The sequence below is a fragment of the Methylovulum miyakonense HT12 genome (assembly GCF_000384075.1).
GTDB lineage: Bacteria > Pseudomonadota > Gammaproteobacteria > Methylococcales > Methylomonadaceae > Methylovulum > Methylovulum miyakonense.
Genome location: NZ_KB913025.1, coordinates 2,438,117 through 2,462,157, shown reverse-complemented (window position 1 = coordinate 2,462,157; position 24,041 = coordinate 2,438,117). Strand labels below are relative to the sequence as shown.

Genomic DNA, 24,041 nt, shown 5'->3' with positions numbered 1-24,041 from the left:
CAAAAAGGCTACGGCTTATATAATTGTGAAACAGAGGAATTGGGTGATACTTGGCACAGGCAAGAATTCCTGATATTGATGGAACCCGGAACCATACTATCTGATAAACAATAAAAAAGCCCGATAAAGGGCTTCTTTAATGGCTTGCAGGCACTTAATTTAGTGCTTATTTTCGAGCAACGCCTTAGCGATTAGCTGTTGTTCGGGGCTGCCTTTTTCCAATACTTCACGGGCTATTTCATGGGCGGCTTCGCGGTCGCCCATATCAATATAAGCCATCGCCAGATCTAATTTTGTCTCCATCTCGTCCATTTCAGACAAGTTGGCAACCCCAAAACCTTCAATCCGTTGTTCGCTAAAACCTAGCGGTTGCTTATCAAAAGAAAAATCAACACTTAACGAGTCTTCATTAAATAAATTTGTCTTAGGGGCATTATCCGTTGAAAAATCAAGCGTCCTGAGGCTTTCGTCAGTATTTTTAGAAGGGCTTAACGTTAGCCCTTCGAATTCAAGCCCGCGATTGTCATTTGTATCCGCTTCAATTGGGCTAAAATCAAAATCTAACGTACTGAGCTCGCTATTCGCCTGAGCTACAGGCGCGCCAGAATTGGTGCTTGCCAGATCCGATCCGGCCTTAGGGGGGCTTAAATCAAAATCAAACGTTTCGAATTCATCATTATTTTTTAATGATGGGGACTTATCTAACTGCACACCCACCTTTTCATTCGCCCGTTCCAAGACAGGTGTTTCAAAAGACAAGTCGTCAAAATCGAAATCTATGCTGTCATTTTTGTTATCGGATTCTTCTTTTACATTAACGGCTTGCGTTATGTTTTTATCATGTTCGAGATCAAATAGGCGCTCTGCCGGATTTCCCGAATCCTCGCTATAAAACAACTCTTCAAATGACGCTAAATCAAAATCCATTTCATCTATCTTACCTTCCTCTTTGCCCACGTCATCGTTAGTCGCCAACAAGCCAGCGCCCGCAGCATTTTTCTTCAAATCAACAGGCTGGGCTGCTGTTTTGACTGAGAAAAATATCGAATCCGGGCAGATTTCACTGCCCATTTCCGTCACTTTGGCCCAAAAGCCCGCATCGTCTATTTTACCTTCGTCAATAAGCTCAGCGGTGTATTTTTCAAACGCTTGCTTATTCTCGTTAGCATAAAAAATTTCCAACAATTTCAGCTTAAACTCATCACGGCTTGGCTGCTCATCTATAGCATGCCGCATTAAATCTTCAGCTTGTTGGTATCGGCCATAAGCCAAGTACACATCAGCTTCAGAAATTGGGTCAATTTCTGTTTGCTCCATGTCGAAGACATCGAATTCCCCACTATTGATATCGCTTACGAAAAGATTATCACTCGTGGTGGCTTCGTTATTGCTGTCCTCAAGTTCCGGTCCAAGCAATTCTTTTTCTGATTTCGACCGGCTTGCTGGCTCGAACAAATCGTCATAGTCAGTTTTTCTTCTTTGTTGCCAAAACCAGCCCAACCCTCCTAACAAACCGATACCTGCAACGCCAAGACCAAGGTAAGTCCAGATTGATGTGCCTTCTTCCGCCACAGGCGTGGCGACGCGGCGTACGGGCGGCTTCTCTGCCGGTACTGGCGTTTGTGCCTTATTGGGCAATTCCCCTCCGGGAACTGGGGCGGGGATTGCCGCTGGTGTGGCAGCTTCCTTAGATGCTGGGACAGTCTGGACATCACCCGAAGGTGCCTGCGGTGGAATGGGCTTGACTGGCTCCGCTATCGGTGTAGCCGGGGTTTGCGCAGGCGGGGCCGCCTGGGCAGGGAGCGTAGCTTGGGCCTGGTTTTGCAATGCCGCAAGTTGTTGATCCTTTAATGCAATCAATTCTTGCATGGTGGACAGTTGCTTTTCTAAAGCAGCGATTTTCGCTTGTATAGCTTCGTCTGCGGAAGCCTGGCCAAGCTTATTTTTTTGATCACTTCCTGAAGTGGCCTGGGCGGTGGCCGCGCCACTACCCACCTGATCCGGCGATGCAACGGAAGCTGCCCCATTGACACTATCCTGGGTGGGGGCGCTCAACGTCAACTGATTTTCAACCGCCTGCCCTTGCTCTTGAACGGCTTCCTCACGGATACGGGCGACTGCCGAAGGGTTTTTCCAAGCCTGCATTTGCCGGTTGAATTCATACAAGGCATCGCTTTTGGAAAGTTTTAAAATATCGTCCTTCGTCGGGATCTTTAATGTTTTTTCCGGCAATAATGCGTTTACATTAGCCTTATAAAAGGCGCCATGGTTGGCATCGTACAATGCCACCATGAGCTGCTCCATCGACACGCCCGAATCATTGCCGATACGCCCGGCTATTTTCCAAAGGGTATCATTTTTCGCTGTTGGCCCGTATCGTTCGCTATTTAGACTGGCGGTAACCAGGGCACGGGGTTTGCGTGCCCGTTGCGCAGGGGCAGCATATGCCGACCGGGATTCAGGCCCATAGCTGTAGGGAGCTTCGGATACGGGGACGGCACTTTGGGCATATTCAGTAGGCGGATCGACCAATAGGGTAAATTCACGATACAAATCCCCTTTAGGCCAACTGACTTGCAATAGGAAGTCTAAGAAAGGTTCTTTCAACACTTCCCTAGAAGAAATTTTAATGACAACCCGCTTGTTATCCGACTCAATGGTCTGAAACTTAAGCTTCGAAAGGAAAGAACTCCAAGGTATGCCCGTTTCGTCAAATTTATCTGGGGACGCCAGATTGACTTTAATATCCGCGACCTTTTCCCCAGCCGAAAGGACCAAAGCAATTTCTGCATCCAGATTTTGATTTAGGGCCGAATGCAATTTAATCTCGCCTATCCCTAAAGGATGGGCGCTAGCTGGTACCAAAAGCGATACAACTGCTAAAGTTTTAGTTAAATTGCGCACACCGCTCTCCTTCAAAATAGTTTCCACAGTTTCATTACCATGAATAGTCAGTCAAATGTTAAACTAATCTTAGACTAGATGTGATTTTTTACCAGCACTTCTGCAATTTGCACACTGTTTAAAGCGGCCCCTTTGCGGACATTATCGCTAACCACCCACAAATCAATCCCCCTAGGATGGGAAATATCTTCCCGGATACGCCCTACAAACACATCATCGTGACCGGATGATTCTGTGACGGCTGTCGGATACCCGCCGTCCTGACGGTCATCAATGACGGTCACGCCAGGAGCCTTTTGAAGCAACGCCCGAACAGCAGAAATGTCGATTTTTTCACGCGTTTCAATATGCACCGCTTCGGAATGGCCGTAAAAAACCGGAACCCTTACCGCCGTGGCATTGACCTTAACCCTGTCATCGCCGAGAATTTTTTGCGTTTCCCAAACCATTTTCATTTCCTCTTTAGTGTAGCCATTATCCATAAACACATCAATCTGCGGCAATACATTAAAAGCAATTTGTTTAGGGTATACCCGGCTCGTAATCGGCTGCATGTTCAACAACCCCATCGTTTGTTTAGCCAACTCCTCAATCGCCTCTTTACCTGTCCCTGAAACCGCCTGGTAAGTGCAAACATTGATGCGCTCTATACCCACGGCATCGTAAATTGGCTTTAATGCCACCAACATCTGAATCGTGGAGCAATTCGGGTTGGCGATTATCCCCCGATTTTTGTAGTCGGCGATCTTATCCGGGTTTACTTCAGGCACAACCAACGGGATGTCATCGTCATAACGGAACTGTGAAGTATTATCTATGACAACACATCCGGCCGCTGCGGCTTTGGGGGCATATTCCGCAGACACAGAAGCGCCCGGTGAAAACAGGCCAATTTGAACCTTGGAGAAATCAAAACCAGCCAAGTCTTGCACGCTTAACGAACCGCCTTTAAAGGGAATCCTTTTACCCACAGACTGGCTGCTTGCCAAAGCATAGACTTCACCAACCGGAAAACCCCTCTCTTCCAAAATAGCAAGCATGGCTTCACCAACCGCGCCGGTTGCGCCAACAACGGCGACATTATAAGTTTTGGTCATCATGCACCTTCTTTTAAAGCAGAAATTACCGCATCACCCATTGCTGCGGAACCCACTTTTTGCATTCCCTCAGAATAAATGTCTGCAGTACGGATATTGGAATTTAACGCCTTGTTGACAGCGTCCTCAATGCGTCCTGCCGCATCACTGCGGTTAAACGTATAACGCAACATCATCGCCGCCGATAAAATCGTCGCCAATGGATTAGCGACCCCCTTCCCGGCTATATCGGGCGCCGAACCATGGATGGGCTCGTACATGCCTTTGTTATTGGCATCCAAGGATGCTGAGGGCAACATGCCAATGGAACCGGTTAACATGGCTGATATATCCGAAAGGATGTCGCCAAACATATTAGTGGTCACCAGCACGTCAAACTGCTTGGGCGCGCGGACCAGTTGCATGGCCGCATTATCAACATACATGTGGCTGAGCTCAACATCGGGATATTGCCTACCGATTTCGGTCACAACTTGGCGCCACAATTCGGTGCACTCTAACACGTTAGCTTTATCAACCGAACAAAGGCGACGATTTCTTTTCTGCGCCACCTGAAACGCAGAATGGGCGATCCGGCGTATTTCGGATTCGCTATAGACGAGGGTGTTGTAACCTTGCTTTTCCCCATTATCAAGCAACCTTACACCACGCGGCTGCCCGAAATAAATACCGCCAGTCAATTCACGCACAATCAAAATATCAAGGCCGGAAACGACCTCAGCCTTTAGGGTGGAGGCGCTGATCAATTGCGGATATAAAATGGCCGGACGCAAATTGGCAAAAAGCTGCAATTCCGAACGCAGCCCTAACAGGCCTTTTTCGGGGCGCACGGCAATATCCAGCGATTCCCATTTGTAGCCGCCAACCGCACCCAGCAAAACAGCATCCGCTTGTTTTGCCAAAACCAGGGTCTGCTCCGGAAAGGGCGTGCCATGCGCATCATAAGCCGCACCACCAATCAAGCCATATTCAAGGCTTAGGTCAAGACTCATATCGGCATTCAAATAGTCAAGGACTTTCACCGCCTCGGCAACAATTTCCGGCCCTATACCGTCACCAGGTAGAACTGCAATTTTTTTTGTCATTACGCTTTTAACCTTCCCTTTATCCTTATCAATTATATTTACTGCTTAACGAACAGCCACGGGGCCCTTTTAGCCCGTTCGATTTCGTATGCGGCAATCTTGTCGGCATGTTGCAAAGACAGGCCAATATCATCCAGGCCATTCAACAACCGGTATTTACGGTTCCCATCAATATCAAACCTGATGGTTTTCCCATCAGGCGTGATAATTTGCTGGGCGTTCAAATCAATGCGGAGCCGGTAACCTTCAGATAAGCCTTGAAACAAGCCGTCAACAATTTCAGCAGCCAACACTATTGGCAACAGGCCATTTTTAAAGCAGTTATTATAGAAAATGTCAGCAAAACTCGGTGCAATAATAGCCCTGAACCCAAAATCTTCCAGTGCCCAAGGCGCATGTTCACGGGACGAACCGCAACCAAAATTTTCCCTGGCCAATAAAATTTCTGCGCCCTTATACGCTGGCTTATTTAAAAAGAAATCGGGGTTTAATGGCCGGCCGGCACAATCCATCCCAGGTTCGCCATGATCCAGATACCGCCATTCATCAAATAGGTAAGGCCCGAATCCGGCCCGCCGGATTGACTTGAGGAATTGTTTGGGAATAATGGCGTCCGTGTCAACATTGGCACGGTCTAGCGGCGCGACCAAGCCATCCAATAAAGTAAATGCTTGCATATTTTTAGTGTTTGAAAGTTAAAAAGCAAATGGATTGGGGCTTTTGGACAGGCCACGGCCTTGCCATGGCCCCATCCGCTTTTTCCAAATCTTTACTGATACCCGAATGGTGTTGCAAACAGGCATCAAGCTGATAGAAAACGGCCAACCGTTTCATAATCAAAGGGCTATCAGTCAATATATTGCCGGACATCGACAAAATGACCGGCAATCGCGGCAGCGGCCGCCATGGACGGGCTCACTAAATGGGTCCTTCCACCATAGCCTTGCCGGCCTTCAAAATTCCGGTTGGAAGTTGACGCACAACGCTCGCCTTCCTCCAAACGGTCGGCATTCATCGCCAAGCACATGGAGCACCCAGGTTCACGCCATTCAAAACCGGCGTCCAGGAATATTTTGTCCAAACCTTCCGTTTCGGCCTGACGCTTGACAAGGCCGGAACCCGGCACAACCAACGCCAACTTAATGTTATTGGCAATTTTTTTGCCTTTTGCAACATTGGCCGCCGCCCTTAAATCTTCTATCCTGGAATTTGTGCAGGAACCGATGAAAACTTTATCAATGGAAATATCAGTGATGGCTTGGCCGGCGCTTAAGCCCATATATTGCAATGCCCTAACCATGCTTTGTTGTTTGACGGGATTTATCTCTAATGCCGGGTCAGGTACGCACCCGTCAACGGCGACCACCAGTTCAGGCGATGTCCCCCAAGTCACTTGAGGAACAATCATGCTGGCGTCAATCTCGACCACTTTATCAAAAGTGGCATCCGCATCAGAGTGAAGGTTCCGCCATAACCGTTCCGCCATATACCAGTCACCATTTTTAGGCGAATAAGGCCGGTCACGGTAATAGTCAATCGTGACGTCATCAACGGCGATAAGCCCGGCCCGTGCGCCCGCCTCTATCGCCATATTGCATACCGTCATCCGCCCTTCCATCGACAAGGCACGGATGGCTTCACCGGCGAACTCAATGGTGTGGCCGTTCCCGCCTGCCGTGCCGATTGTGCCGATGATGGCGAGGACAATGTCTTTCGCGGTCACGCCCAACCCAACCTGCCCGTTGACTTTGATCAACAGGTTTTTCGCCTTTTTCTGCACCAGGCACTGGGTTGCCAATACGTGCTCAACTTCCGATGTGCCTATACCAAAGGCCAAGGCGCCGGATGCGCCATGCGTGGAAGTATGGGAATCCCCGCACACCACCGTCATACCAGGCAATGTCGCGCCCTGTTCCGGGCCTATCACATGCACGATACCTTGGCGCCCATCATTCATCGCAAATTCAGTGATGCCAAATTCCGCGCAATTGCTGTCAAGCGTTTCAACTTGCAGGCGGGAAACCGGATCGGCTATGCCTTTGTCACGGTCGGTCGTCGGCACATTATGGTCAGCCACCGCCAAATTCCTGTCCGCCCGCCACGGCTTACGCCCTGCTAGCCGCAAACCTTCAAAAGCTTGGGGAGAGGTGACCTCATGCACCAAATGGCGGTCTATATAAATGAGTGAAGAACCGTCGTCTTCAGTATAGACGACATGGTCTTCCCATAATTTGTCATAAAGTGTTTTACCCGACATAGTTCATCTTAAATGATCGTGCCGCACCAGCGGCTAATTTATTTTAAAAGGCGGCCTATCCTAAGCATCAACCTAAGATAGCAAAAACCTTCTGGGAAATGGCGTCAACTGACCCAACGCCCGTTATGGAACTAAATTTGACACCTTTACCAGGGGCCGCATAGTAACTGACTAACGGCTTGGTTTGCTCATGGTAAACACTTAGCCGTTTACGGACGGTCTCTTCTTTGTCGTCATCGCGTTGGATCAACGTTTCCCCAGTCACATCGTCAACACCATCGGTCTTGGGCGGGTTAAATTGCACATGGTAACTACGTCCTGACGCCAAATGCACCCATCTGCCCGCCATGCGTTTTACAATTTCTTCATCTTCAACGACTATTTCAACCACAGTGTCAATAGTGACGCCCATGGCGTCCAATCCTTCAGCCTGGGCAATAGTACGCGGGAAACCGTCCAGCAAGAAACCATTCTTGCAATCGTCTTGGGCAATACGCTCCTTAATAAGGCCTAAAATTATGTCATCGGAAACCAACCCGCCCGCATCCATGACTTTTTTAGCTTCAACACCCAGCGGAGTTCCTGCACGCACGGCCGCCCTCAACATATCCCCGGTTGAAATTTGGGGAATACCGTATTTTTCGGTAATAAACTGGGCTTGGGTCCCTTTTCCAGAACCAGGGCTCCCTAACAGGATGATGCGCATGAAATAACTCCGTCGTGTTTTTATAATAACTTGCTAAGAATGTTTACCCGTCCAAAATGCTTATAAACGGATAAAAGTATAACTGGATATTTTATAACACTTCTTCGTTAATCTGTTTTAAAAATATGCTTATTTGCCAGGATGGGGAAGAATTTTTCATTCAAACGGATTCGCTTTATCTGTTGGCCCAAATAATGCGCCATAGGCACGGGCGGCGGATTCTGGCTGATGGTCAAATAACCCGCCTATAATTGCCAGCAAATCGGCACCTGCCGCCAGCAATTGCCCCCCATTCTCTGGCAGGATACCCCCTATCGCCACAATGGGTATGTCTAAAACCCGCCGGGCTTGGGACAATGTCCCGATGCTTGCCGGAGCCGCCAAGGGCTTGGATGACGACGGGAAAAACCGGCCAAAAGCCACGTAGCTGGCGCCTTGCCGCTGGGCTGCCAATGCCCTTTCAATACTGTCATAACAAGACACCCCGATAATGGCATCCCCCCCCAAGCGTTCCCTGGCATAACTAATCTGCCCGTCGTCTTTGCCAAGATGCACGCCGTCGGCGGCAACCGCAGCGGCAAGCTCAATATGGTCATTGATGATGAGCGGCACCTGGTATTGATGGCAAACTTGCACCAAATCAGCCGCCAAGGCCAACGCATCGGTAGGATTTTTATCGCGGTATTGCACAATGGCCGCACCGCCACGGATGGCGGCCGTCACTTCTTCAATAATGGTGGCAGGGGATTTTTTCTCGGTTTGGGTGATCGCGTACAGGCCACGGACAGGCAATTTCATGCGTCGTCCTCCATCCAAAAAAAGCGGTTGGGGTTATGCTGCCCTTTGCCGGCCCGATATGCGGCGTTCAAGGAATTCCACGTATATTCCTGGGCTTCCAACACCGCCTGCACCGGTGATAAACCATGTGCTATCAAGGCCGCAATACTGGTTGCCAACGTGCAACCAGAGCCATGATAACTTTCCGGCAAGCGCTCCCAGGTATAAGTTTCCCAGCAACGCTCATCATGAAAAAGCTGGTTTTGGACACTAGGCGTCGTTTCGTGGGCCCCCGTGACCAACACATATTCACAACCCGCTTCCAACAACGATAAACCACATTCTTCCAGATCATCAAGATTGGCCAGGATCCGGGCTTCATTGCTATTGGGCGTCAATACCGTGGTGCACGGTAACAACAAATCCACTATCGTGGCAACCAAGCGGTCATTGGTCAAATCCGCACCGCCACCCGCCGCCAAGACAGGGTCTAAGATCACCGGAATATGCGGATATTGCTTGAGTATCGCGTAAATCGCCAGGGCGGTTTCGTGCTGGCCAATTAAACCAATCTTAAAAGCGTCCACCTCCATGTCATCCAGCAAGGTTTGCGCTTGGCTGATGATGTTTTCGGAAGCTTGCGGTATCAGCCGTTTGACATTATGGCTATCCTGTTCGGTCAGGGCGGTGATGACACTGGCGGAATGGCATTGATGGCTGGCCAAGGTTTCAATATCCGCTTGGATACCCGCGCCACCACTCGGGTCGTGGCCGGAAAACGACAGGACAATAGGGCGATGGGGGTTCATGTTGCTTCCTTCTACAAAAAATTCAGGGAATACTGGCGATTGGTTGGCAATTTAGCATGGCTCAAACATTAACTCTATATCGCCATCAGCACCTTCGCCAAAAATCATGCGGCTTCCCACAGGGCCCATGCCATTTTTATGGCCCGAAAAAGCCTATCGCCATCATCAAACGCCCTTGCATTTTTGCCGTCTGCCGTAAAAACCAGATGTCCATAGCCACGGCAAGCCGTGGCCAAGAAGCCCCCAACCGCCGGGCTTCGGTACGACGCCTTTTATTGCAGGGCGCCAGCAACCAAATGGCGGTCGGATTGGCTGTAGTAAATGGAGTTACTGTAAGTGCTCCAGGTATAGCCAACAATTTCATCACTGGACTCATCGGCATAAATCCTGAAAACACCAGCACCGACGCCAGTATCCCAGTTGCCATCCGCCATTTTACGGGTGTCGTCGGCACCGTGGCCGCTTTGTGACGAATCGTAAACCGCAACCGTGTACTGGCGGGTGCCGGGCACTATGGGCGCAGTTGCGGCCACTTCTTCAGGCAGGCCACGCACCAGCATGACATGGCCGGTGCTGCCTTGGCCGCTTGGATATTTGATGGCGACCACATCGCCCACTGCGATATTTTGCACAAGATTGGTCGCGGTAAAACCGTTACCGGACACAATGGCGTCGTGATACTGCGCCGCAGTTGGGCTAGTGCTTCCGAACCAATCTTTAAAAACGGTATTGTCCCAACCGTAAGCTTGTTTTAATAAGTTGGTCAGGAACGAGCCACATTGGGTCCGGTTTTCATACGTTGTGGCGCCGTTCACACCCGCCCAGTATATATAGCTGGGGCTGCTGCCATAATCATTGTTTGCTGGTTGGATATGGCTGACCAAATCAGCCGCCCACAGCACATGGCTAGGGTCATTGGCAAACGATGGCCGGGCTATCGCCGCAAACCCTAAGCCAAGCAACACGATGGCCAATTTACGTATGCGTAAGGGTGGGAAAATTGTACTGACGCGGGTTTTCATAGTATTTCTCCAAATTTAAAAGTTGTTAAGATCGTGTTTTTCTAATTGCTAATGGAATAACCACCTCCGTGCGGCGGGCATGCCATTCACCGCCCCACATCAGGGTCGGAATGGCCATTTATTGGCTGTTGCCTATAGCGCACCATGATCCTTGCCTCGTGCCATCAATCCTGAAAAGCTCCCCCTAACCCGCCTGTCTAGCTTAGGCCTATGGCCATCCAACTAACGCAGGCATAGGCAAATGTCCTTGGAAGAGGGCACTAGTATGACAGGACTTTGTATCAATAGAACTTCATGATTGTTTCAATTGTTGCCGGCAAACAACACGGGGAAACCGTCCGCCCTATTGCCTGTCCGCCAAAGCTTCAATCCAGCGGCCGCATGGATGTAAATGCGGTTTTTATCACTTATTAAGTGTGGATTATCCGCCCCCATACGTCTTAAGTCGATGACAGGCCAAAACCTTTTATCAACCGGATGACTGGATAAACCATTATGAGCCGAACCTACCCATTATCTAACATAAGCGATAAAGCAATAGCACGCCAACGCCTGAAAGCCCGCCGCAAACTCTGGCTACAAGCCCATTTGTGGCTGGGTTTGGGGCTTGGGTTATTCTTGGCGGTCATTGGCCTGACAGGTTCGGTGCTGGTGTTCTGGCATGAACTCGACGCAGCGATCAACCCGGGCCTTTACCAAGCGGCACCGGCACCAGGCGCAACCCGGAAACCGCTGGATGAACTGATCGCCGCCGCCAGCCTAGCCGCACCGGCAGGTTGGAATTCGGCATGGGTGGATGCCTCCCACGAAAACGGTAACGCTGTCTTCGGTTTCTATTACCCGGAAGCCAGCCCCGCACCTGAGCAGGCGCAATCCCTGAATATTTTCATCAACCCCACTACCGCCGACGTTGTTGGCCAGCGGGTCTTTTACCATGCCTGGAACCCGCTTAAGCATTCTTTAGCCGGGTTTTTCTTTAAACTGCATTACGCGCTGTTGTTGGGTGAAACAGGTGTTACCTTGGTCGGCGTCCTTGCCGTGCTATTTTTTATTTCGGTGATGAGCGGGCTAATTTTATGGTGGCCGTTAACGGGTAATTGGCGGCGCGTGCTGACGGTCAAACGCAAAGCCAGCAAAGAGCGGCTCAATCACGATGTACATCAGACCGCTGGTTTTTATAGCCTAGTTGTGATGCTGGCCTTGTTGATGTCCGGTATTTATTTTAATTTGCCTGAACAATTCCGCTGGTTGGTCGGACAGTTTTCGCCCTTGACGCCGGACATAAAAGCTACCCCGCAACCCCTGCCGCCGACGTCCGCCGCTGTGCTGGAACAGGCCTTACAAAAAATAACCCACGGATTGCCGCAAGCCCAACCCCAGTATTATTCGTTTTCGGCAGACCCGAGTGTCCCTTTTAGCGCTTGTTTCCGCAACGTGCCGGAATTACGCCCGTATGTGCTGGACACGCGCTGTTACCAACTTAACCGTAGCACGGGCGAAGTGCTGGAGATCAATGACCCTGCGCACGGCAGCAGCGGGGACGTGTTCATGCAATGGCAATGGCCTTTGCATTCGGGGCAGGCTTTTGGTTGGACAGGGAGGATCTTGGTGTGTATCGCAGGTTTGCTATGCCCGCTGTTGTTTGTCACAGGCGTGATCCGTTGGTTGCAAAAACGCAAGGCCAAACAGCATAGGCTTGCTGCCAGATAATTAATGCACCCGTAAGGAAACCAGATTAAGGCATTGGTTTATCATTTAATTTGGCTATGTCACCGTTAGTTGTTGAAAAAATTTTATGTTCGGCGCAAAGCCTTATTTAATGCGGATTGCGGCTTTCGCTCAAAGCCGTGTCATTTAAGGCTTCCACAATTAACGGTGACATAGCCTTTAATTTTAAAACCCTACGGTGCTGCGTAACCAACCCCAAACCCAATCGCCAGGCGGTTTCGTTTTTTATTAAAGTTTGGCGGTTTCGCTTAAGCTCCCTGGGCGACGCCACCCTTTGAATTTAAAGATGCTAGCCCCCTTTGTTCAATTTTGCCCTAAGGGTCTGGATGCCCTCCGGGAATATTCCGGCATTCTGCAACAGATGCCGGGCGCTTTAACCTCAACGGGTGTTAAGATACAAAGGATGCACCAGTTTTGAAGCCCGGCCTTACCAGAGGGTGGCTTTAGTTAAACAATGGGCGGCACCCCTTAACGTTAGAATTTCGGAAAACCTATGCTTGAAATGGCAGTCCTTAATATTATCCCTGGCAAAGAGGCTGAGTTTGAGGCCGCATTCCGTACCGCGTCAGCCATCATCTCCAGCATGCCGGGCTATGTCTCACATCAGCTTCAACATTGCGTGGAAAATGAAAGCCGCTATATCCTGCTAGTTCATTGGCAGACCCTTGAAGCGCACACCATTGGCTTCCGCACATCACCCCGGTATCAGGAATGGAAAAAGTTGCTCCACCATTTCTATAGCCCATTTCCCACAGTGGAGCATTATGAGTTGGTTTTTGAGCAAAAAGCCCGGCTCCAGCCCATTGGGGCGGATTCCTGAGCACCCGTGGTACCGGCGCGGGTGGCGTCTTGGTTACTCCGACGGTGAAGCGGCTTCCGGGTTATTGCACCCCATGTTTGGCTTGGTACATTTCTTGGTCGGCTTTGTGGATCAGTTGGTTGATTTCGGTCGCGTCGTCGGGATAAAGGCTAATGCCGATGCTGGCGCCGATGGTGGCCACTTGGCCCTTGATCATATAAGGTTGGCAAATCAGGCCCTGCAATTGATCAGCAACCATCTGCGCATTTTCAAGCGAGCCGATGTCTTGCAAAATGATCAAAAATTCATCGCCGCCCAACCTGCCGGCATAGTCGCTCTCGCGGATGGCTTGCGGGAAACGTTGGGCGACATTGACCAACAGCATGTCCCCCGATTCGTGGCCCAAATTATCGTTAACCGCTTTAAAATCATTTAAATCGAGGAACAGGATCGCCAATTTGGTTTTTTGGCGTGCGGCAATCGCCAATGAGCGTTTCAGCTCGTTAAAAACCAGTGTCCGGTTGGGTAACAAGGTTAGGCTGTCATAATGGGCGGCATGTTCCAGCCTTTGCTCCAAGTGCTTGGCTTCCGTTATGTCGCGGGCCATACAGATGATAAAACTGGATTGGTCATGCTTGCCTTTAAAAGGGGCGTTCAACCATTCGCAAAGGATCTCGGTGCCGTCCCGCTTGATATTGGTGTTTTCGTGGCGGACGATGGTGCGTTCGGTATGCACCGCTGCCAGGACTTCCTCGACCTCGGGGCGTACGGGCGGGGGAATGATTACCGTGATGTTCTTCCCCAGAATATCCTCGGCACTCCAAAGAAAAGTCTTTTCGGCTTCGGCATTCCAACTTTGGATCCGGTTTTGGTCATCCAATACGATCAAGCTAAGCGGGGCATGGTCGAACATGGTTTTGAGCCTGGATTCATTGATACGCACAGAGCGATAGAAACGCAACAGAACCATGGACAGTAGCGCCAGCAGGGACAGCCCCCCCGCCGTGTAGTAAAGCGTCGTCTGGAGTTTTTTCAGGTCGAGTTTGTTGCTAGGAAAATACAGCATCGCATCGACATTGAAATGCTCAGGCAATAGCCCTAGCTGGTAATAGGTTTGGGCAATATGTTGCCACCGCCCCACATTCATATAGCCGGGATCGATGAGTTCCGGCTGCATCAATTCATACATCGCTTTCGCTTCAAACTGCAAATGCCCTATGCTGTGCCGTTGCGAATACCGCCCGTAAATCAGCCGCACCATTTCGTCCGGATTTTGCATGGCGTAACGCCAACCACGCAAGGTCGCTTCCCTGAATGCCTTCACCCGTTGCGGATGCTCTTCCAATTGGGATTCCAGCGTAAAGAAGTTGTCGCCATAAAAATCGATGCCGCTCATCCGTGGGCTGAACTGGTTGTAAGCCAGCCGCTGCTGGTCAAGCAGATAAAGTTCATCGGTGACATACACCGACATGGCATCAATTTTACCCGACAGCAAATCGTTCAAGTCGAGGCTATGATGCTGTAAGTTGAAGGCTTTTTGGGTGAAGCCTTCCTGGAACAGATAGGCAAACAGCTCTGACGACCCTGGTTCAATCATCACTTTGCGGTCCACCAGCTTATGGATGTTGTCGATCCCCGATTTAGCCAGGGTGATCAGGCTCAGCGGTGAATGCTGGAAAATGACGCCCAACACGACAACCGGATCGCCGCGATAACGGCGCAAAACCAGCTCGCTGGTGCCGACGCCAAACTGCGCACGGCCTGCGAGCACTTCTTGGGTAGGGTCTACACCGGGCGCCGCTTCAATAATGGCGACATCAAGCCCCGCTTCTTGGTAAAAGCCTTTTTCCTTAGCCGCATAGTATCCGGCAAATTGAAATTGATGCTTCCATTTCAATTGCAGGGTAACCGCATCCAATTCAACTGCCCATGCCGGATTGATGCCCAGCAGCAAAACGGCTAGCGACAAGGTATAGATAAGATGTTTGCGCCCGTTAACCATATTCACGTCCGCCAATGCCTTTATTCCAAAAAAGTTGTCATGACCCTATTCCAAACGGAAGGCGGCAAGCAAAACACGTAGAGCCCATACCCTGGAAAATCCATCATTTTTTAATGCCTAAAAGGATACACGGCGAATATCCACACACGCCGCAAAACACGAAAGTATTCAGCGGGACGGGTTTTACAAAGCCGCCCGCCAATAGGCTTAAGCACTTAACATCCTGCGGGGCGGCCTATTCCGAATCTTTCGTGCTGTTCGTGGACACCACTTGGAGCCCATTTTTGAAGGGATGGCGCTCAACCCTGCCGCGTTATCCCCAGTTTCTGCATACGTGAACGCAAGGTGTTAGGGTTCATACCTAGTATAGCAGCGGCCCCCTTGGCACCGGAAATAGTCCAGCCAGTTTCTTCCAGTACATGCAGAATATGGTCACGCTCCACGTCTTCCAGGGTACCCAACCGGACATTCTTGGCCGGGGGGCCGGCGTGTAAGTTTATCAGGGCACTGACATCAAGCGCCGCCCCCTGGGAAAGTATCACGGCCCGTTCGATGACGTTTTGCAATTCGCGCACATTGCCGGGCCAGGGGTAATTCAGCAGCTGTTCCATGGCGGCGGGGTCGATATGGCCGATGCGCTTGCCGAATTTTTGCGCGTATTTAGCCAGGAAAAATCTCGCCAGCAACGGGATGTCGGTTTGGCGTTCGCGTAGGGCGGGCACTTCGATGGGAAACACATTCAGGCGATAGTACAAATCCGCCCGGAACCGTCCCTGCGTGACCTCGCCGGCAAGATTGCGGTTGGTGGCGGCGATCACGCGGACATTCACTTTCAAGGTCTCGCTGCCGCCGACCCGCTCGAACTCCTGTTCCTGCAAGACGCGCAGCAGTTTGGCTTGCGCCGCCGGGGGCAATTCGCCCAGTTCGTCCAGCAGCAGGCTGCCGCCGTTGGCGAGTTCAAAACGGCCTTTGCGTTGCTGGGTGGCGCCGGTGAACGCGCCTTTTTCATGGCCGAACAGTTCGCTTTCGATCAATTCGCCGGGCAGCGCGGCGCAATTGACCTTGACCAGGATGGCTTTGCTGCGGTCGCTCAGCTCATGGATGCCGCGGGCCAGCAGTTCCTTGCCGGTGCCGGTTTCGCCGAGCAGCAGCACCGGCGTGTCGGTGCGGGCGACCATCCTGGCCTGTTCGAAGACTGCGCGCATTTCCCTGGAGCCGCTGACGATCTCGCCGAAGTTGTGCTCGTAGTCGATCACTTCCTGCAAGTAGCCTTTTTCCAGTTGCAGACGGTCGAGTTGTTGTTCGGCCTGGCGGCGGTCGTTAACGTCGCGCAGGATCATCGTGTACAGCCGCTGCCCGCCGGTGTCCAGAGGCGAGAAGGTGACTTCAATGGCGAATTCTTCGCCATCGGCGCGGCGGGCGGTCAAGCCTTCCGGCACCCAGGTCGGCGTTTTTGCGGCGTGGTCTTCGAAAGACAAAAAGCGTTTGAACAAGCTGCGGCAATCCGGCGCGATGAAACGCTCCACGGGCTGGCCGATGGCAAGGTCGGCGGCGCAACGGAAGATGCGCTCCGAGGCGGCGTTGAATAGGGTGATGCGCTGCTGCTGGTCGATCGCGATAATGGCATCCATCGCCGAGCCGAGTATCGCGGCAAAGCGTTGCTCGCTTTCTTCCAGCGCCTGCATCATCAACCTTTGCTCGGTACGGTCACGCTGGGTTTCGACGACGGCCACCACCTCGCCGTTGTCGCCGGTGATGGCTGCGGCGTCAATGACCAGGTACAGCCTGCGGCCATCCGGCATCGGGCACCAGTTTTCGGTGTGCAGGGTGAGTGCATCGGCGTCAAAATCGCCGGCTTTTTCGTAAAAGCTGGACAGCTTGCCTAGCGAGCGGTCTAGCAGCAGATCAGCAAGGCAAGGGCGCGGTTCACTATAAAAGCCCCGCCAATGCTGGTCGGTGCCAAGCATGCCCTCGGCCTCCAGCCCGGTCAATTGCCCGCAGGCGCTGTTCCAAATCACCACCCGATGGCGGGTGTCCAGGACAAATGCCGCCACTGGCATGTAGTGCAGCAAATGCTCGGCGAAAGTGTCGTTGGTTAGGTTTTTCAGGATCGCCTCCCTGGTAGCAGCCTGATGTTTGTTTTTGCGATGGCCTTCTTCTTAAGGTTTAGGCAACACCTTAAGCCCTGCAATTATTCTACACGCATAAAAAACCCTTACCCAGAGTTTCCAGGTAAGGGCTTAGTTTACGCAAACCGCTAAAGTGGCTTACCGCCACCCGTTAAATCAATGGGTGGAAGCGTAGAGCTGTTGGATTTCTTTATACCGGTTAACCGCATCGGCCAAAGCCGCTTTGGCCGTATCCACCTCATTTTTCTGGAGCGCCGTACGCGCTTGTTTCAACACATTGCTGGCTTGGTTACGTTTTACATCCAGCACGTTGTTGGCAATGTCCTTTTGCAACTGGCGGGCATCGCTGACCATATCAATCAACGCTTCATTGTTGGCGCCATTGTCCAGGGCGGTTTGGGCTTCTTCCACTTTAGCCAAGGTATGGGTGATCGCCGCTTTGACCTCTTCATACGAGGGGTTGGCGACAGCAAAGGCATTGGACGATATGGCAGCCAAAGAGACCGCCATAACCAAAGGGACTAAAATTTTTTTGGATGTGTTCATGGGATAAACCTCACGGTAGATAAATAAAAATTGCTGGCACCTAACAACTAACTACGTCCTTTAGCACAGGGCGATTTAGGCTAATGGCTAGGATGGCCAAATCATAGCATATTTAGTTCTAATTAAAACTATTTATTGTTCTAATCAGAACTATTTTTCAGGATTTGCCTGGCCTGCCAGCATTTTTATACACATTTATTTAAATACGTTTTATTTATCAGTTGATTACATGTTTACCCAGATGGATTTTCCAAATGCCTACCGCATGCCGATGGCGACACCGTACCCGCAAGCGTTGCGTAATGGGTCAATTTATAAACAGTTTTGATAGCCAAGCATCAAAAATAGCGGTATTGTTTTGTCCTAACTAAAACTATTGACCCTAATCCAATGGATATACCTGCAACATTCCCTACGGTGCTCCGTGAGCTGTTACGGACACACCAGGCGTTTTTGGCTTATGCCGCCAGCCATGTCCACAAGCTTGACCTGACCTTGCCGCAATTTGACGTCATCATCACCTTAGGCAACACACCCGGCATGCCCTATAAAAAACTAGGCGAAAAGACCTTGATCACCAAAGGGACATTAACAGGCGTCATCAGCCGCTTGGAAGATAAAGGCCTAGTCCAACGCGTTGCGTCAGAAACCGACGGGCGCAGCCAGAGCATCCGCTTGACTGAAGCAGGCAATGACTTGTACGAACGCACGTTCTCAGAGCACTTGCTGTTTATTGGGCGACTATTTGCCAGTTATTCGCCGGAAGACATCCATGCGCTTGAAGGCCATTTAAGACGCCTGCATGAGGCCATCCTATCAACGCAGAAAAAAACGCAATTGCCACAATAGGGGATGATTATGGTTGCCGCCCATGGCGTGGTAGCGACACTGGGATAAAATGGGGGAGGCGGAAAATGTAAGGCGATGCGGTGGCCATGCCGGACACGCCCATTTTGGCAAGCACCGGAGTGTGGGGCCTGCGAAAAACCTAGAAACCACTGCGTAAAGCGCCCAGTTTCCCACGCCGTACTCCTAAAGGGTCAATCCCAACGGTCATCCCTAACCTGTATTTTGCCGTTTTCCATCCGTACCGGAAAACAGGCGATAGCTTCATAAGCCGGGGCGGATTTGACCGCCCCGGTCTTCACACAAAACCGCGCGCCGTGCCGTGGACAGACAATTTCATCGCCGTCAAGCACGCCGCTGGCGATTTCTGCCCCGTCATGGGTGCACACGTCTTCAATCGCATAACACAGCCCGTCAATCTTAAACACCGCGACATCCGTACCATCAACATCAACGACGACGTGTTCGCCATCCGCCAAGGCTTCCCCGTTAATGGCATCCACCCAACCTGACATAATTGATCCTCCACATTCTTTGTATTACAGGCCATCCAACAAACCCGCGCAGGATGGTTCCGGACGAAAAGAAGCCCGTCCTAAAGTCAATTCTTCAAAAAAACATCATACCGCAACAGCTTACCGTGAAAACTGTCGCTCGGCTTACCCCCTAACGGTTCGGCATAATCAGGGCTTTTCACCACCACCCGCTTGCCCGTGGCTTGCATCGCCGCAGCAAATAGCCCGGCTTTGTCCTCATCATCGCCTAACAAATCCCGCAGCACTACCATGGATTTTTTCGCCAGGGCCGATTTTTTGCGTTTGGGCGGGAACATCGGGTCGAGATAAATGCAATCCGGCGGTTCCGGCAGCCCAGCCAGCAATTCAACCGCATTGCCCACCAGCAAACGTGGCGGCTCCAACTGCAAGCGTTGCATCCACTCCTCCTGCGCCAACCGCTTGAAGCCATCGGCAAGCAGAACCGCCATCAGCGGCGAGCGTTCCATACACAACAACTCATAACCCATGCGGAAAATATGCAGGCTGTCCTGCCCCCAGCCCGTGGTCGCGTCCACCACGGTTTTGGTTTTGCGCCCCAAGGCTTTCGCCAACGCCCCGTCTTTAGGTGCTGGCCAAGAGCGTTGCTCACCTTGGCGCGGCCCGATTTCAACCGCCATACCGCCTTTTTTCAACAACTCTTTATCGAGCAGTTTTAGGCAGCCATCGCGCCAGCTTAAAAAAAACGCCTCATGCTGGTCAAAGCCTGCTTCTGATGAGTTTCTTAACGGCACAGCAAGCCTTTCTGCAAGCTGTTGAAATGGCGAAATATCACCATGCCCATCATAAAGTACCGCCAGTTTTCCCACGTATCCAGGCTGCGTAATAGTCATTTGCAATAAGGTAACCCTGGCTTAGCGGCGAGGTGGCGGCGGGGCATAACCACCGTTATTGGGCCAGAAACGGTTGTCATCCGTGCCCCCGACACTTCTCCGGCAGTCCGGCAAAATCCGTTTGGCACACAGGGTCTCGCGCCATTCGTATTTAAGAAACACTTTTTCTATCGGATCCGGGAGCGGCTCAAAATTCACCGTATAGCTGGGTGAAAACCTGGTTTCGCCAAAACCTGTCCCTGGCGCGGCTTGCCTGGCCAAGCCCCCTGAATCACCAGCCGCCCCCTCCGCCGCCCCTGACATCCGGCCATAGATTTCCGGACGTGGTAGCTCGGCATAGACCGCCATGGCAATGACACCCAGTGCAGAGGTGTCTCCCCAGGCCGCCGCATAAGAGTTGCCCGCCTCAGTAAAATAAAAACGGTTGACTTGGTCCGCCCCGGTGCGCCAGCCTTCATATTCAGCGCTGGTATACGGATCCAGAATGTACATGCGCTCATTATTGCGTAACCACGACTGCTGGCCGCTGATGATATTACGCCCATCCACGGCAATGACGACACCGACCCGCTGCCGGCTGTTATTGGCCACACGCAATTTATAACGCTCATTCGGCATGGCGGCTACATAAGCACGGTAATCCGCTGTATTGCCACTGACAGGCAGCTGTTGCAAGCCCCCGCCATTATCACTTTGCACACTGATGTCCACCGGTAAATAAGGGCGTGCAATAGGGTTATAACCACTGATGTCCTGATTATTGGCACAAGCGGTCATTGCCACTATCATGACGGCCATGGCGAAAAATTTACGATGAATCATTTTCAACGCCCCCCTAATGGTTTGCTGCTTATTCCGTAGAAATGGCTTGGGTTTCGTTCTTCAATGCCGCATCCAAGGTATGCCACGCCAAGGTCGCGCACTTCACCCGCGCCGGATACTCCCGCACGCCCGCCAACACCGCCAGCTTACCTACCGCTTCCAGTTGGATGTCTTCGCCTTTGCCCGTGGTCATGTCGTGGAAAGTCTTGAACAAAGCCTCCGCTTCCGCTTCAGTTTTGCCTTTGATGATTTCCGTCATCAAGGACACGGAAGCCGTGGAAATCGCACAACCGGAACCTTGGAAACTGGCGTCTTGTATGGTGCCGCCGTCCATTTTTAAATACAGCGTCAAACGGTCGCCGCATAAAGGGTTAAAACCTTCCACCTTACGGTCAGGATGGTCAATGACGCGGAAATTGCGCGGGTTGCGGTTATGGTCAAATATGACCTCTTGATAGAGGTCGCGTAGGTCTTCAAACATGGTTAGTCTCTGTAATTGTGTTCAGTTCCAAAATGACTGAGGATTGTGGGGCAACCTTGGCCATTTTCAAGTTCACCAGCGATTCCGGCTCTGTTTGCAGTTTCGCTTCTGCCGTTTTATAACCGCTTAGTTTAGGCTATTATCTTGCCACCCCCTATAGCCACGTCAATAATTAACCTTTTTAAATTCCCGCCACCCCACCTTATCGGACTGTAATCCCCCAAAGGTTTTGAAAAACCGGATTCCATGGCCCGACACAGCGCGCTCAGGCGCCAGCCCGTATCATCTCGATGACAATGTGAGGCAAGCCGGGGATCTCGCCATCGGTGATGAACACCAACCGCCCGCGCCCGTCATCAGCCGCCGTTGCAGGCAAGCGGACGGGCGGAAAAAGCGTTCCGGTAGCGCCCTGCACAACCAGGGGCCCGCTCCCATCAAGGGTATAAACCACGCCTTTTAAACGCACCAATTGCCCTGGGTATCGGTTTAGTAAACTTGCCAAGACCGGCCTTAACCGTCCCCAAACCAGCGGCTGGTCCAGTTGCACACAGACGCTATGAAAATTGTGGCCCGGAACCGGCGCCACCTTTCTCAGCCGGGGAGCTTCTGGCCTCACAAAAGCCATGAGGGATTCCAAGCCGATAACCCCTTGGTCTGCCCGCAAACACGGGGTTGCCGGAGCCAAGTGGCCCAATTGTTCCGTCAACGCCCCGATTTGCCCTGCCGTTGCCAAATCGGCTTGGGTGATGACCAGCACATCCGCCCAAACTACCTGCGCCTGCGCTTCGGGGAACCGGCATAGCGCCTCGGCGCCTTGAGCCGCCGACACCATCGTAATGATCCCGTCCAAACGGTAACGGGCGGCCAACCAACGTTCCCGCAACAATATGTCCAACACCGGTGCGGGATTGGCGACGCCGCTGGTTTCGATAAAGACCCGGTCAAATGGCTTGCCATGGCTGGAGCCGGACGGATGGGCATCCCACGCCATCCGCAAATTTTTTAACAACGGCGCCAGCGAGCCCATCACTTGGCAACACAGGCACCCGCCAGCCAAAGTGCTCAGCGGGATATTGTGCTCCCTAAGCAATTGCTGGTCTATCGGCGTGCTGCCAAACTCATTGATGATGACTGCCGAACGTGGCGCCTGGCTTAGCAGACGGTTGAGCAAAGTAGTTTTGCCGCTGCCTAGGAAGCCGCTGAGAAGAGTCACCGGGATGCGCGGGTCAATCTGCGGGGAGGAGCCCAAGCCAATGCCGTTAGCCATAAGTCATAAGTAACCGTCCAAAAGTCTTTTAACCTTCGTGTCGTAGGCTGGGATGAAGCGGTGGCGCAGTCCCAGCACCACAAGCCACTCTGCTGGGGTTCCTTGCGTCACCCCAGCCTACTTTGCTAAGTGTCATAATGAGAATTGCTTCTCGGCATCTGCACACACCGTCTCCACCAACTTAACCCAATACGCCGCCCCTATCGGCAATATCCCGTCATTAAAATCGTAATGCGGGTTGTGCAACAAGCAGCTGTTGGCGGACGGGCCATTGCCTATCCAAAGGTAGCAACCGGGTTTTTCCTGCAACATAAAGGCGAAATCTTCCGAGCCCATGCTGGGCACAGGATGCAAGTCCACACAGTCCATGCCCACCACGGCGGTGGCGGCTTGGCGGGCCAGGGCGGTTTCGGCCTCGCTGTTCCAAGTGACCGGATAACCTAGGTTTTCGGGGTTGAAAACGGCCTGCACACTGACCTTGAATGCCGCACAAATGCCCGTGGCAAGATGTTGGATGCGGTCTGCGATTTCGGTTTGCAGCGACGTTTTAAAGCAACGCAAGGTGCCGCGTAAGGTCACGGTGTCAGGGATGGCGTTCCAAGTGTCGCCCGCATGGATTTGGGTGATGCTGACCACGGCGGCATCAGCGGGGTTCAGGTTGCGGCTGACGATGGTCTGCAAGGCCGTGATAAGTTGCGCGGCGGCGACAATGGCGTCATTGCCCAAGTGCGGCATCGCGGCGTGGGTGGCTTCACCTTTGATGATGATTTCAAAACAGTCAAAGGAAGCCATCATCGCGCCGGATTTGACGGCAAAGTGCCCGGTGGGGATGTCGGGGAAGTTGTGCATCCCGAACACGCAATCCGCGGGGAAGTGGCTGAACAAACCGTCCTGGATCATTTCCTTAGCCCCGGCACGGCATTCTTCGGCGGGCTGGAAAATGAAATAGACCGTGCCGTTAAAATTAGGGTGTTTGGCCAGATGGCAAGCCGCCCCTAGCAGCATAGCGGTATGCCCGTCATGGCCACAGGCGTGCATTTTTCCATCGTGGCGGGATCTGTGGGCAAAACCGTTGTGTTCTTGGATGAACAAGGCGTCCATGTCGGCCCGCAGGGCGATTTTTTTGCCGGGGGTTCCGGCCCTTAGCGTCCCCACCACGCCCGTTTTACCTAATCCCCGGTGTACCTCCAGGCCAAATTCGGTGAGCCTATCGGCGACAAATTGTGCGGTTTGGGTTTCTTCGAAAGCGGTTTCCGGATATTGGTGCAGGTGGCGGCGCCATTCACGCATTCGGGGATGCAAGCCGTTTAGGGTTGGGTCATCGGTTGGCATAGGAAAAGGAGGCAATCAGCGTGGATAAGTGTGGCACATCCGCCC

The 24,041-nt window shown here is 51.9% G+C and carries 21 protein-coding genes; 3 read left to right on the top strand and 18 right to left on the bottom strand.

Going from position 1 to position 24,041, the window contains the following annotated elements; translation table 11 throughout:
* Positions 1-159 precede the first annotated feature (159 nt).
* The 9 genes from METMI_RS0112370 to METMI_RS0112320 form a co-directional block, all read right to left on the bottom strand.
* Entirely contained in the window at positions 160-2,931 is a 2,772-nt protein-coding gene (locus METMI_RS0112370; RefSeq protein ID WP_029151665.1) for a FimV/HubP family polar landmark protein, read from the bottom strand.
* Between the two features lie 47 nt (positions 2,932-2,978).
* Entirely contained in the window at positions 2,979-4,001 is a 1,023-nt protein-coding gene (locus tag METMI_RS0112365; protein ID WP_019866611.1) for an aspartate-semialdehyde dehydrogenase, read from the bottom strand.
* On the bottom strand, positions 4,001-5,086 hold the full coding sequence (gene leuB / locus METMI_RS0112360) for a 3-isopropylmalate dehydrogenase (RefSeq protein WP_019866610.1): 1,086 nt from the start codon (positions 5,084-5,086) through the stop codon (positions 4,001-4,003). Before leuB ends, METMI_RS0112365 begins: the two co-directional genes overlap by 1 nt.
* Positions 5,087-5,124: 38 nt before the next feature.
* Positions 5,125-5,763, bottom strand: a complete 639-nt coding sequence (gene leuD / locus METMI_RS0112355) for a 3-isopropylmalate dehydratase small subunit (RefSeq protein ID WP_019866609.1) — start codon at positions 5,761-5,763, stop codon at positions 5,125-5,127.
* Between the two features lie 170 nt (positions 5,764-5,933).
* Positions 5,934-7,343: a 3-isopropylmalate dehydratase large subunit gene (gene leuC / locus METMI_RS0112345; protein WP_019866607.1), complete on the bottom strand. Its 1,410-nt coding sequence runs from the start codon at positions 7,341-7,343 to the stop codon at positions 5,934-5,936.
* A 67-nt stretch (positions 7,344-7,410) separates the two neighbouring features.
* Positions 7,411-8,049 (bottom strand): adenylate kinase, encoded by a 639-nt coding sequence (adk, locus tag METMI_RS0112340; RefSeq protein ID WP_019866606.1) that lies wholly within the window; start codon positions 8,047-8,049, stop codon positions 7,411-7,413.
* A 156-nt stretch (positions 8,050-8,205) separates the two neighbouring features.
* Complete coding sequence (gene thiE / locus METMI_RS0112335; protein ID WP_019866605.1) at positions 8,206-8,847, bottom strand: thiamine phosphate synthase; 642 nt, start codon at positions 8,845-8,847, stop codon at positions 8,206-8,208.
* The gene (gene thiD / locus METMI_RS0112330) at positions 8,844-9,635 is read right to left on the bottom strand and encodes a bifunctional hydroxymethylpyrimidine kinase/phosphomethylpyrimidine kinase (protein ID WP_019866604.1); all 792 of its coding nucleotides are present in this window, start codon (positions 9,633-9,635) and stop codon (positions 8,844-8,846) included. The genes thiE and thiD overlap by 4 nt, the downstream gene beginning before the upstream one ends.
* Positions 9,636-9,907: 272 nt before the next feature.
* Positions 9,908-10,657, bottom strand: coding sequence for a hypothetical protein (locus METMI_RS0112320; protein ID WP_019866602.1), 750 nt, complete (start codon positions 10,655-10,657; stop codon positions 9,908-9,910).
* 495 nt (positions 10,658-11,152) lie between these two features.
* Between METMI_RS0112320 and METMI_RS0112310 the strand changes: the two genes are divergently transcribed.
* Positions 11,153-12,367, top strand: a complete 1,215-nt coding sequence (locus tag METMI_RS0112310; protein ID WP_019866600.1) for a PepSY-associated TM helix domain-containing protein — start codon at positions 11,153-11,155, stop codon at positions 12,365-12,367.
* Positions 12,368-12,878: 511 nt separating this feature from the next.
* Positions 12,879-13,205, top strand: coding sequence for an antibiotic biosynthesis monooxygenase family protein (locus METMI_RS0112300; RefSeq protein ID WP_019866598.1), 327 nt, complete (start codon positions 12,879-12,881; stop codon positions 13,203-13,205).
* A gap of 61 nt (positions 13,206-13,266) precedes the next feature.
* Here the strand turns inward: METMI_RS0112300 and METMI_RS0112295 are convergent, their stop codons facing one another.
* The 3 genes from METMI_RS0112295 to METMI_RS0112280 form a co-directional block, all read right to left on the bottom strand.
* Complete coding sequence (locus METMI_RS0112295) at positions 13,267-15,186, bottom strand: ABC transporter substrate-binding protein (protein WP_019866597.1); 1,920 nt, start codon at positions 15,184-15,186, stop codon at positions 13,267-13,269.
* 299 nt (positions 15,187-15,485) lie between these two features.
* On the bottom strand, positions 15,486-17,258 hold the full coding sequence (locus METMI_RS25480) for a sigma 54-interacting transcriptional regulator (protein ID WP_269634424.1): 1,773 nt from the start codon (positions 17,256-17,258) through the stop codon (positions 15,486-15,488).
* Between the two features lie 213 nt (positions 17,259-17,471).
* The gene (locus tag METMI_RS0112280; protein WP_019866594.1) at positions 17,472-17,861 is read right to left on the bottom strand and encodes a hypothetical protein; all 390 of its coding nucleotides are present in this window, start codon (positions 17,859-17,861) and stop codon (positions 17,472-17,474) included.
* 390 nt (positions 17,862-18,251) lie between these two features.
* On the opposite strand from METMI_RS0112280, the gene METMI_RS0112275 reads away from it, so the two are divergent.
* Positions 18,252-18,710: a MarR family winged helix-turn-helix transcriptional regulator gene (locus METMI_RS0112275; protein ID WP_040572788.1), complete on the top strand. Its 459-nt coding sequence runs from the start codon at positions 18,252-18,254 to the stop codon at positions 18,708-18,710.
* A gap of 191 nt (positions 18,711-18,901) precedes the next feature.
* Here METMI_RS0112275 and METMI_RS0112270 read toward each other — a convergent pair whose 3' ends face one another.
* The 6 genes from METMI_RS0112270 to METMI_RS0112245 all read right to left on the bottom strand — a co-directional run bounded on the left by METMI_RS0112270 (position 18,902) and on the right by METMI_RS0112245 (position 23,954).
* Positions 18,902-19,222 carry a Rieske 2Fe-2S domain-containing protein gene (locus METMI_RS0112270; protein WP_019866592.1) on the bottom strand — a complete coding sequence of 107 codons (321 nt, stop codon included), beginning with the start codon at positions 19,220-19,222 and terminating at the stop codon, positions 18,902-18,904.
* Positions 19,223-19,308: 86 nt separating this feature from the next.
* Positions 19,309-20,094, bottom strand: a complete 786-nt coding sequence (locus tag METMI_RS0112265) for a class I SAM-dependent methyltransferase (RefSeq protein WP_029151663.1) — start codon at positions 20,092-20,094, stop codon at positions 19,309-19,311.
* A 21-nt stretch (positions 20,095-20,115) separates the two neighbouring features.
* On the bottom strand, positions 20,116-20,916 hold the full coding sequence (locus METMI_RS23900; protein WP_019866590.1) for a hypothetical protein: 801 nt from the start codon (positions 20,914-20,916) through the stop codon (positions 20,116-20,118).
* 28 nt (positions 20,917-20,944) lie between these two features.
* Positions 20,945-21,397, bottom strand: coding sequence for a Fe-S cluster assembly sulfur transfer protein SufU (gene sufU / locus METMI_RS0112255; protein ID WP_019866589.1), 453 nt, complete (start codon positions 21,395-21,397; stop codon positions 20,945-20,947).
* A gap of 265 nt (positions 21,398-21,662) precedes the next feature.
* The gene (locus METMI_RS0112250; protein WP_019866588.1) at positions 21,663-22,664 is read right to left on the bottom strand and encodes a CobW family GTP-binding protein; all 1,002 of its coding nucleotides are present in this window, start codon (positions 22,662-22,664) and stop codon (positions 21,663-21,665) included.
* A gap of 132 nt (positions 22,665-22,796) precedes the next feature.
* Positions 22,797-23,954, bottom strand: a complete 1,158-nt coding sequence (locus tag METMI_RS0112245) for a M20 aminoacylase family protein (RefSeq protein ID WP_019866587.1) — start codon at positions 23,952-23,954, stop codon at positions 22,797-22,799.
* Positions 23,955-24,041 lie beyond the last annotated feature (87 nt).

Coding starts and splice junctions, on each gene's coding strand:
- METMI_RS0112270 (WP_019866592.1), bottom strand. CDS start 19,222: ATGTCAGGTTGGGTGGATGCCATTAACGGGGAAGCCTTGGCGGATGGC.
- METMI_RS0112320 (WP_019866602.1), bottom strand. CDS start 10,657: ATGAAAACCCGCGTCAGTACAATTTTCCCACCCTTACGCATACGTAAA.
- METMI_RS0112295 (WP_019866597.1), bottom strand. CDS start 15,186: ATGGTTAACGGGCGCAAACATCTTATCTATACCTTGTCGCTAGCCGTT.
- leuB (WP_019866610.1), bottom strand. CDS start 5,086: ATGACAAAAAAAATTGCAGTTCTACCTGGTGACGGTATAGGGCCGGAA.
- METMI_RS0112250 (WP_019866588.1), bottom strand. CDS start 22,664: ATGGCTAACGGCATTGGCTTGGGCTCCTCCCCGCAGATTGACCCGCGC.
- adk (WP_019866606.1), bottom strand. CDS start 8,049: ATGCGCATCATCCTGTTAGGGAGCCCTGGTTCTGGAAAAGGGACCCAA.
- METMI_RS0112280 (WP_019866594.1), bottom strand. CDS start 17,861: ATGAACACATCCAAAAAAATTTTAGTCCCTTTGGTTATGGCGGTCTCT.
- METMI_RS0112275 (WP_040572788.1), top strand. CDS start 18,252: ATGGATATACCTGCAACATTCCCTACGGTGCTCCGTGAGCTGTTACGG.
- thiD (WP_019866604.1), bottom strand. CDS start 9,635: ATGAACCCCCATCGCCCTATTGTCCTGTCGTTTTCCGGCCACGACCCG.
- METMI_RS0112245 (WP_019866587.1), bottom strand. CDS start 23,954: ATGCGTGAATGGCGCCGCCACCTGCACCAATATCCGGAAACCGCTTTC.
- METMI_RS23900 (WP_019866590.1), bottom strand. CDS start 20,916: ATGATTCATCGTAAATTTTTCGCCATGGCCGTCATGATAGTGGCAATG.
- METMI_RS0112310 (WP_019866600.1), top strand. CDS start 11,153: ATGAGCCGAACCTACCCATTATCTAACATAAGCGATAAAGCAATAGCA.
- thiE (WP_019866605.1), bottom strand. CDS start 8,847: ATGAAATTGCCTGTCCGTGGCCTGTACGCGATCACCCAAACCGAGAAA.
- sufU (WP_019866589.1), bottom strand. CDS start 21,397: ATGTTTGAAGACCTACGCGACCTCTATCAAGAGGTCATATTTGACCAT.
- leuD (WP_019866609.1), bottom strand. CDS start 5,763: ATGCAAGCATTTACTTTATTGGATGGCTTGGTCGCGCCGCTAGACCGT.
- leuC (WP_019866607.1), bottom strand. CDS start 7,343: ATGTCGGGTAAAACACTTTATGACAAATTATGGGAAGACCATGTCGTC.
- METMI_RS0112265 (WP_029151663.1), bottom strand. CDS start 20,094: ATGACTATTACGCAGCCTGGATACGTGGGAAAACTGGCGGTACTTTAT.
- METMI_RS0112365 (WP_019866611.1), bottom strand. CDS start 4,001: ATGACCAAAACTTATAATGTCGCCGTTGTTGGCGCAACCGGCGCGGTT.
- METMI_RS0112300 (WP_019866598.1), top strand. CDS start 12,879: ATGCTTGAAATGGCAGTCCTTAATATTATCCCTGGCAAAGAGGCTGAG.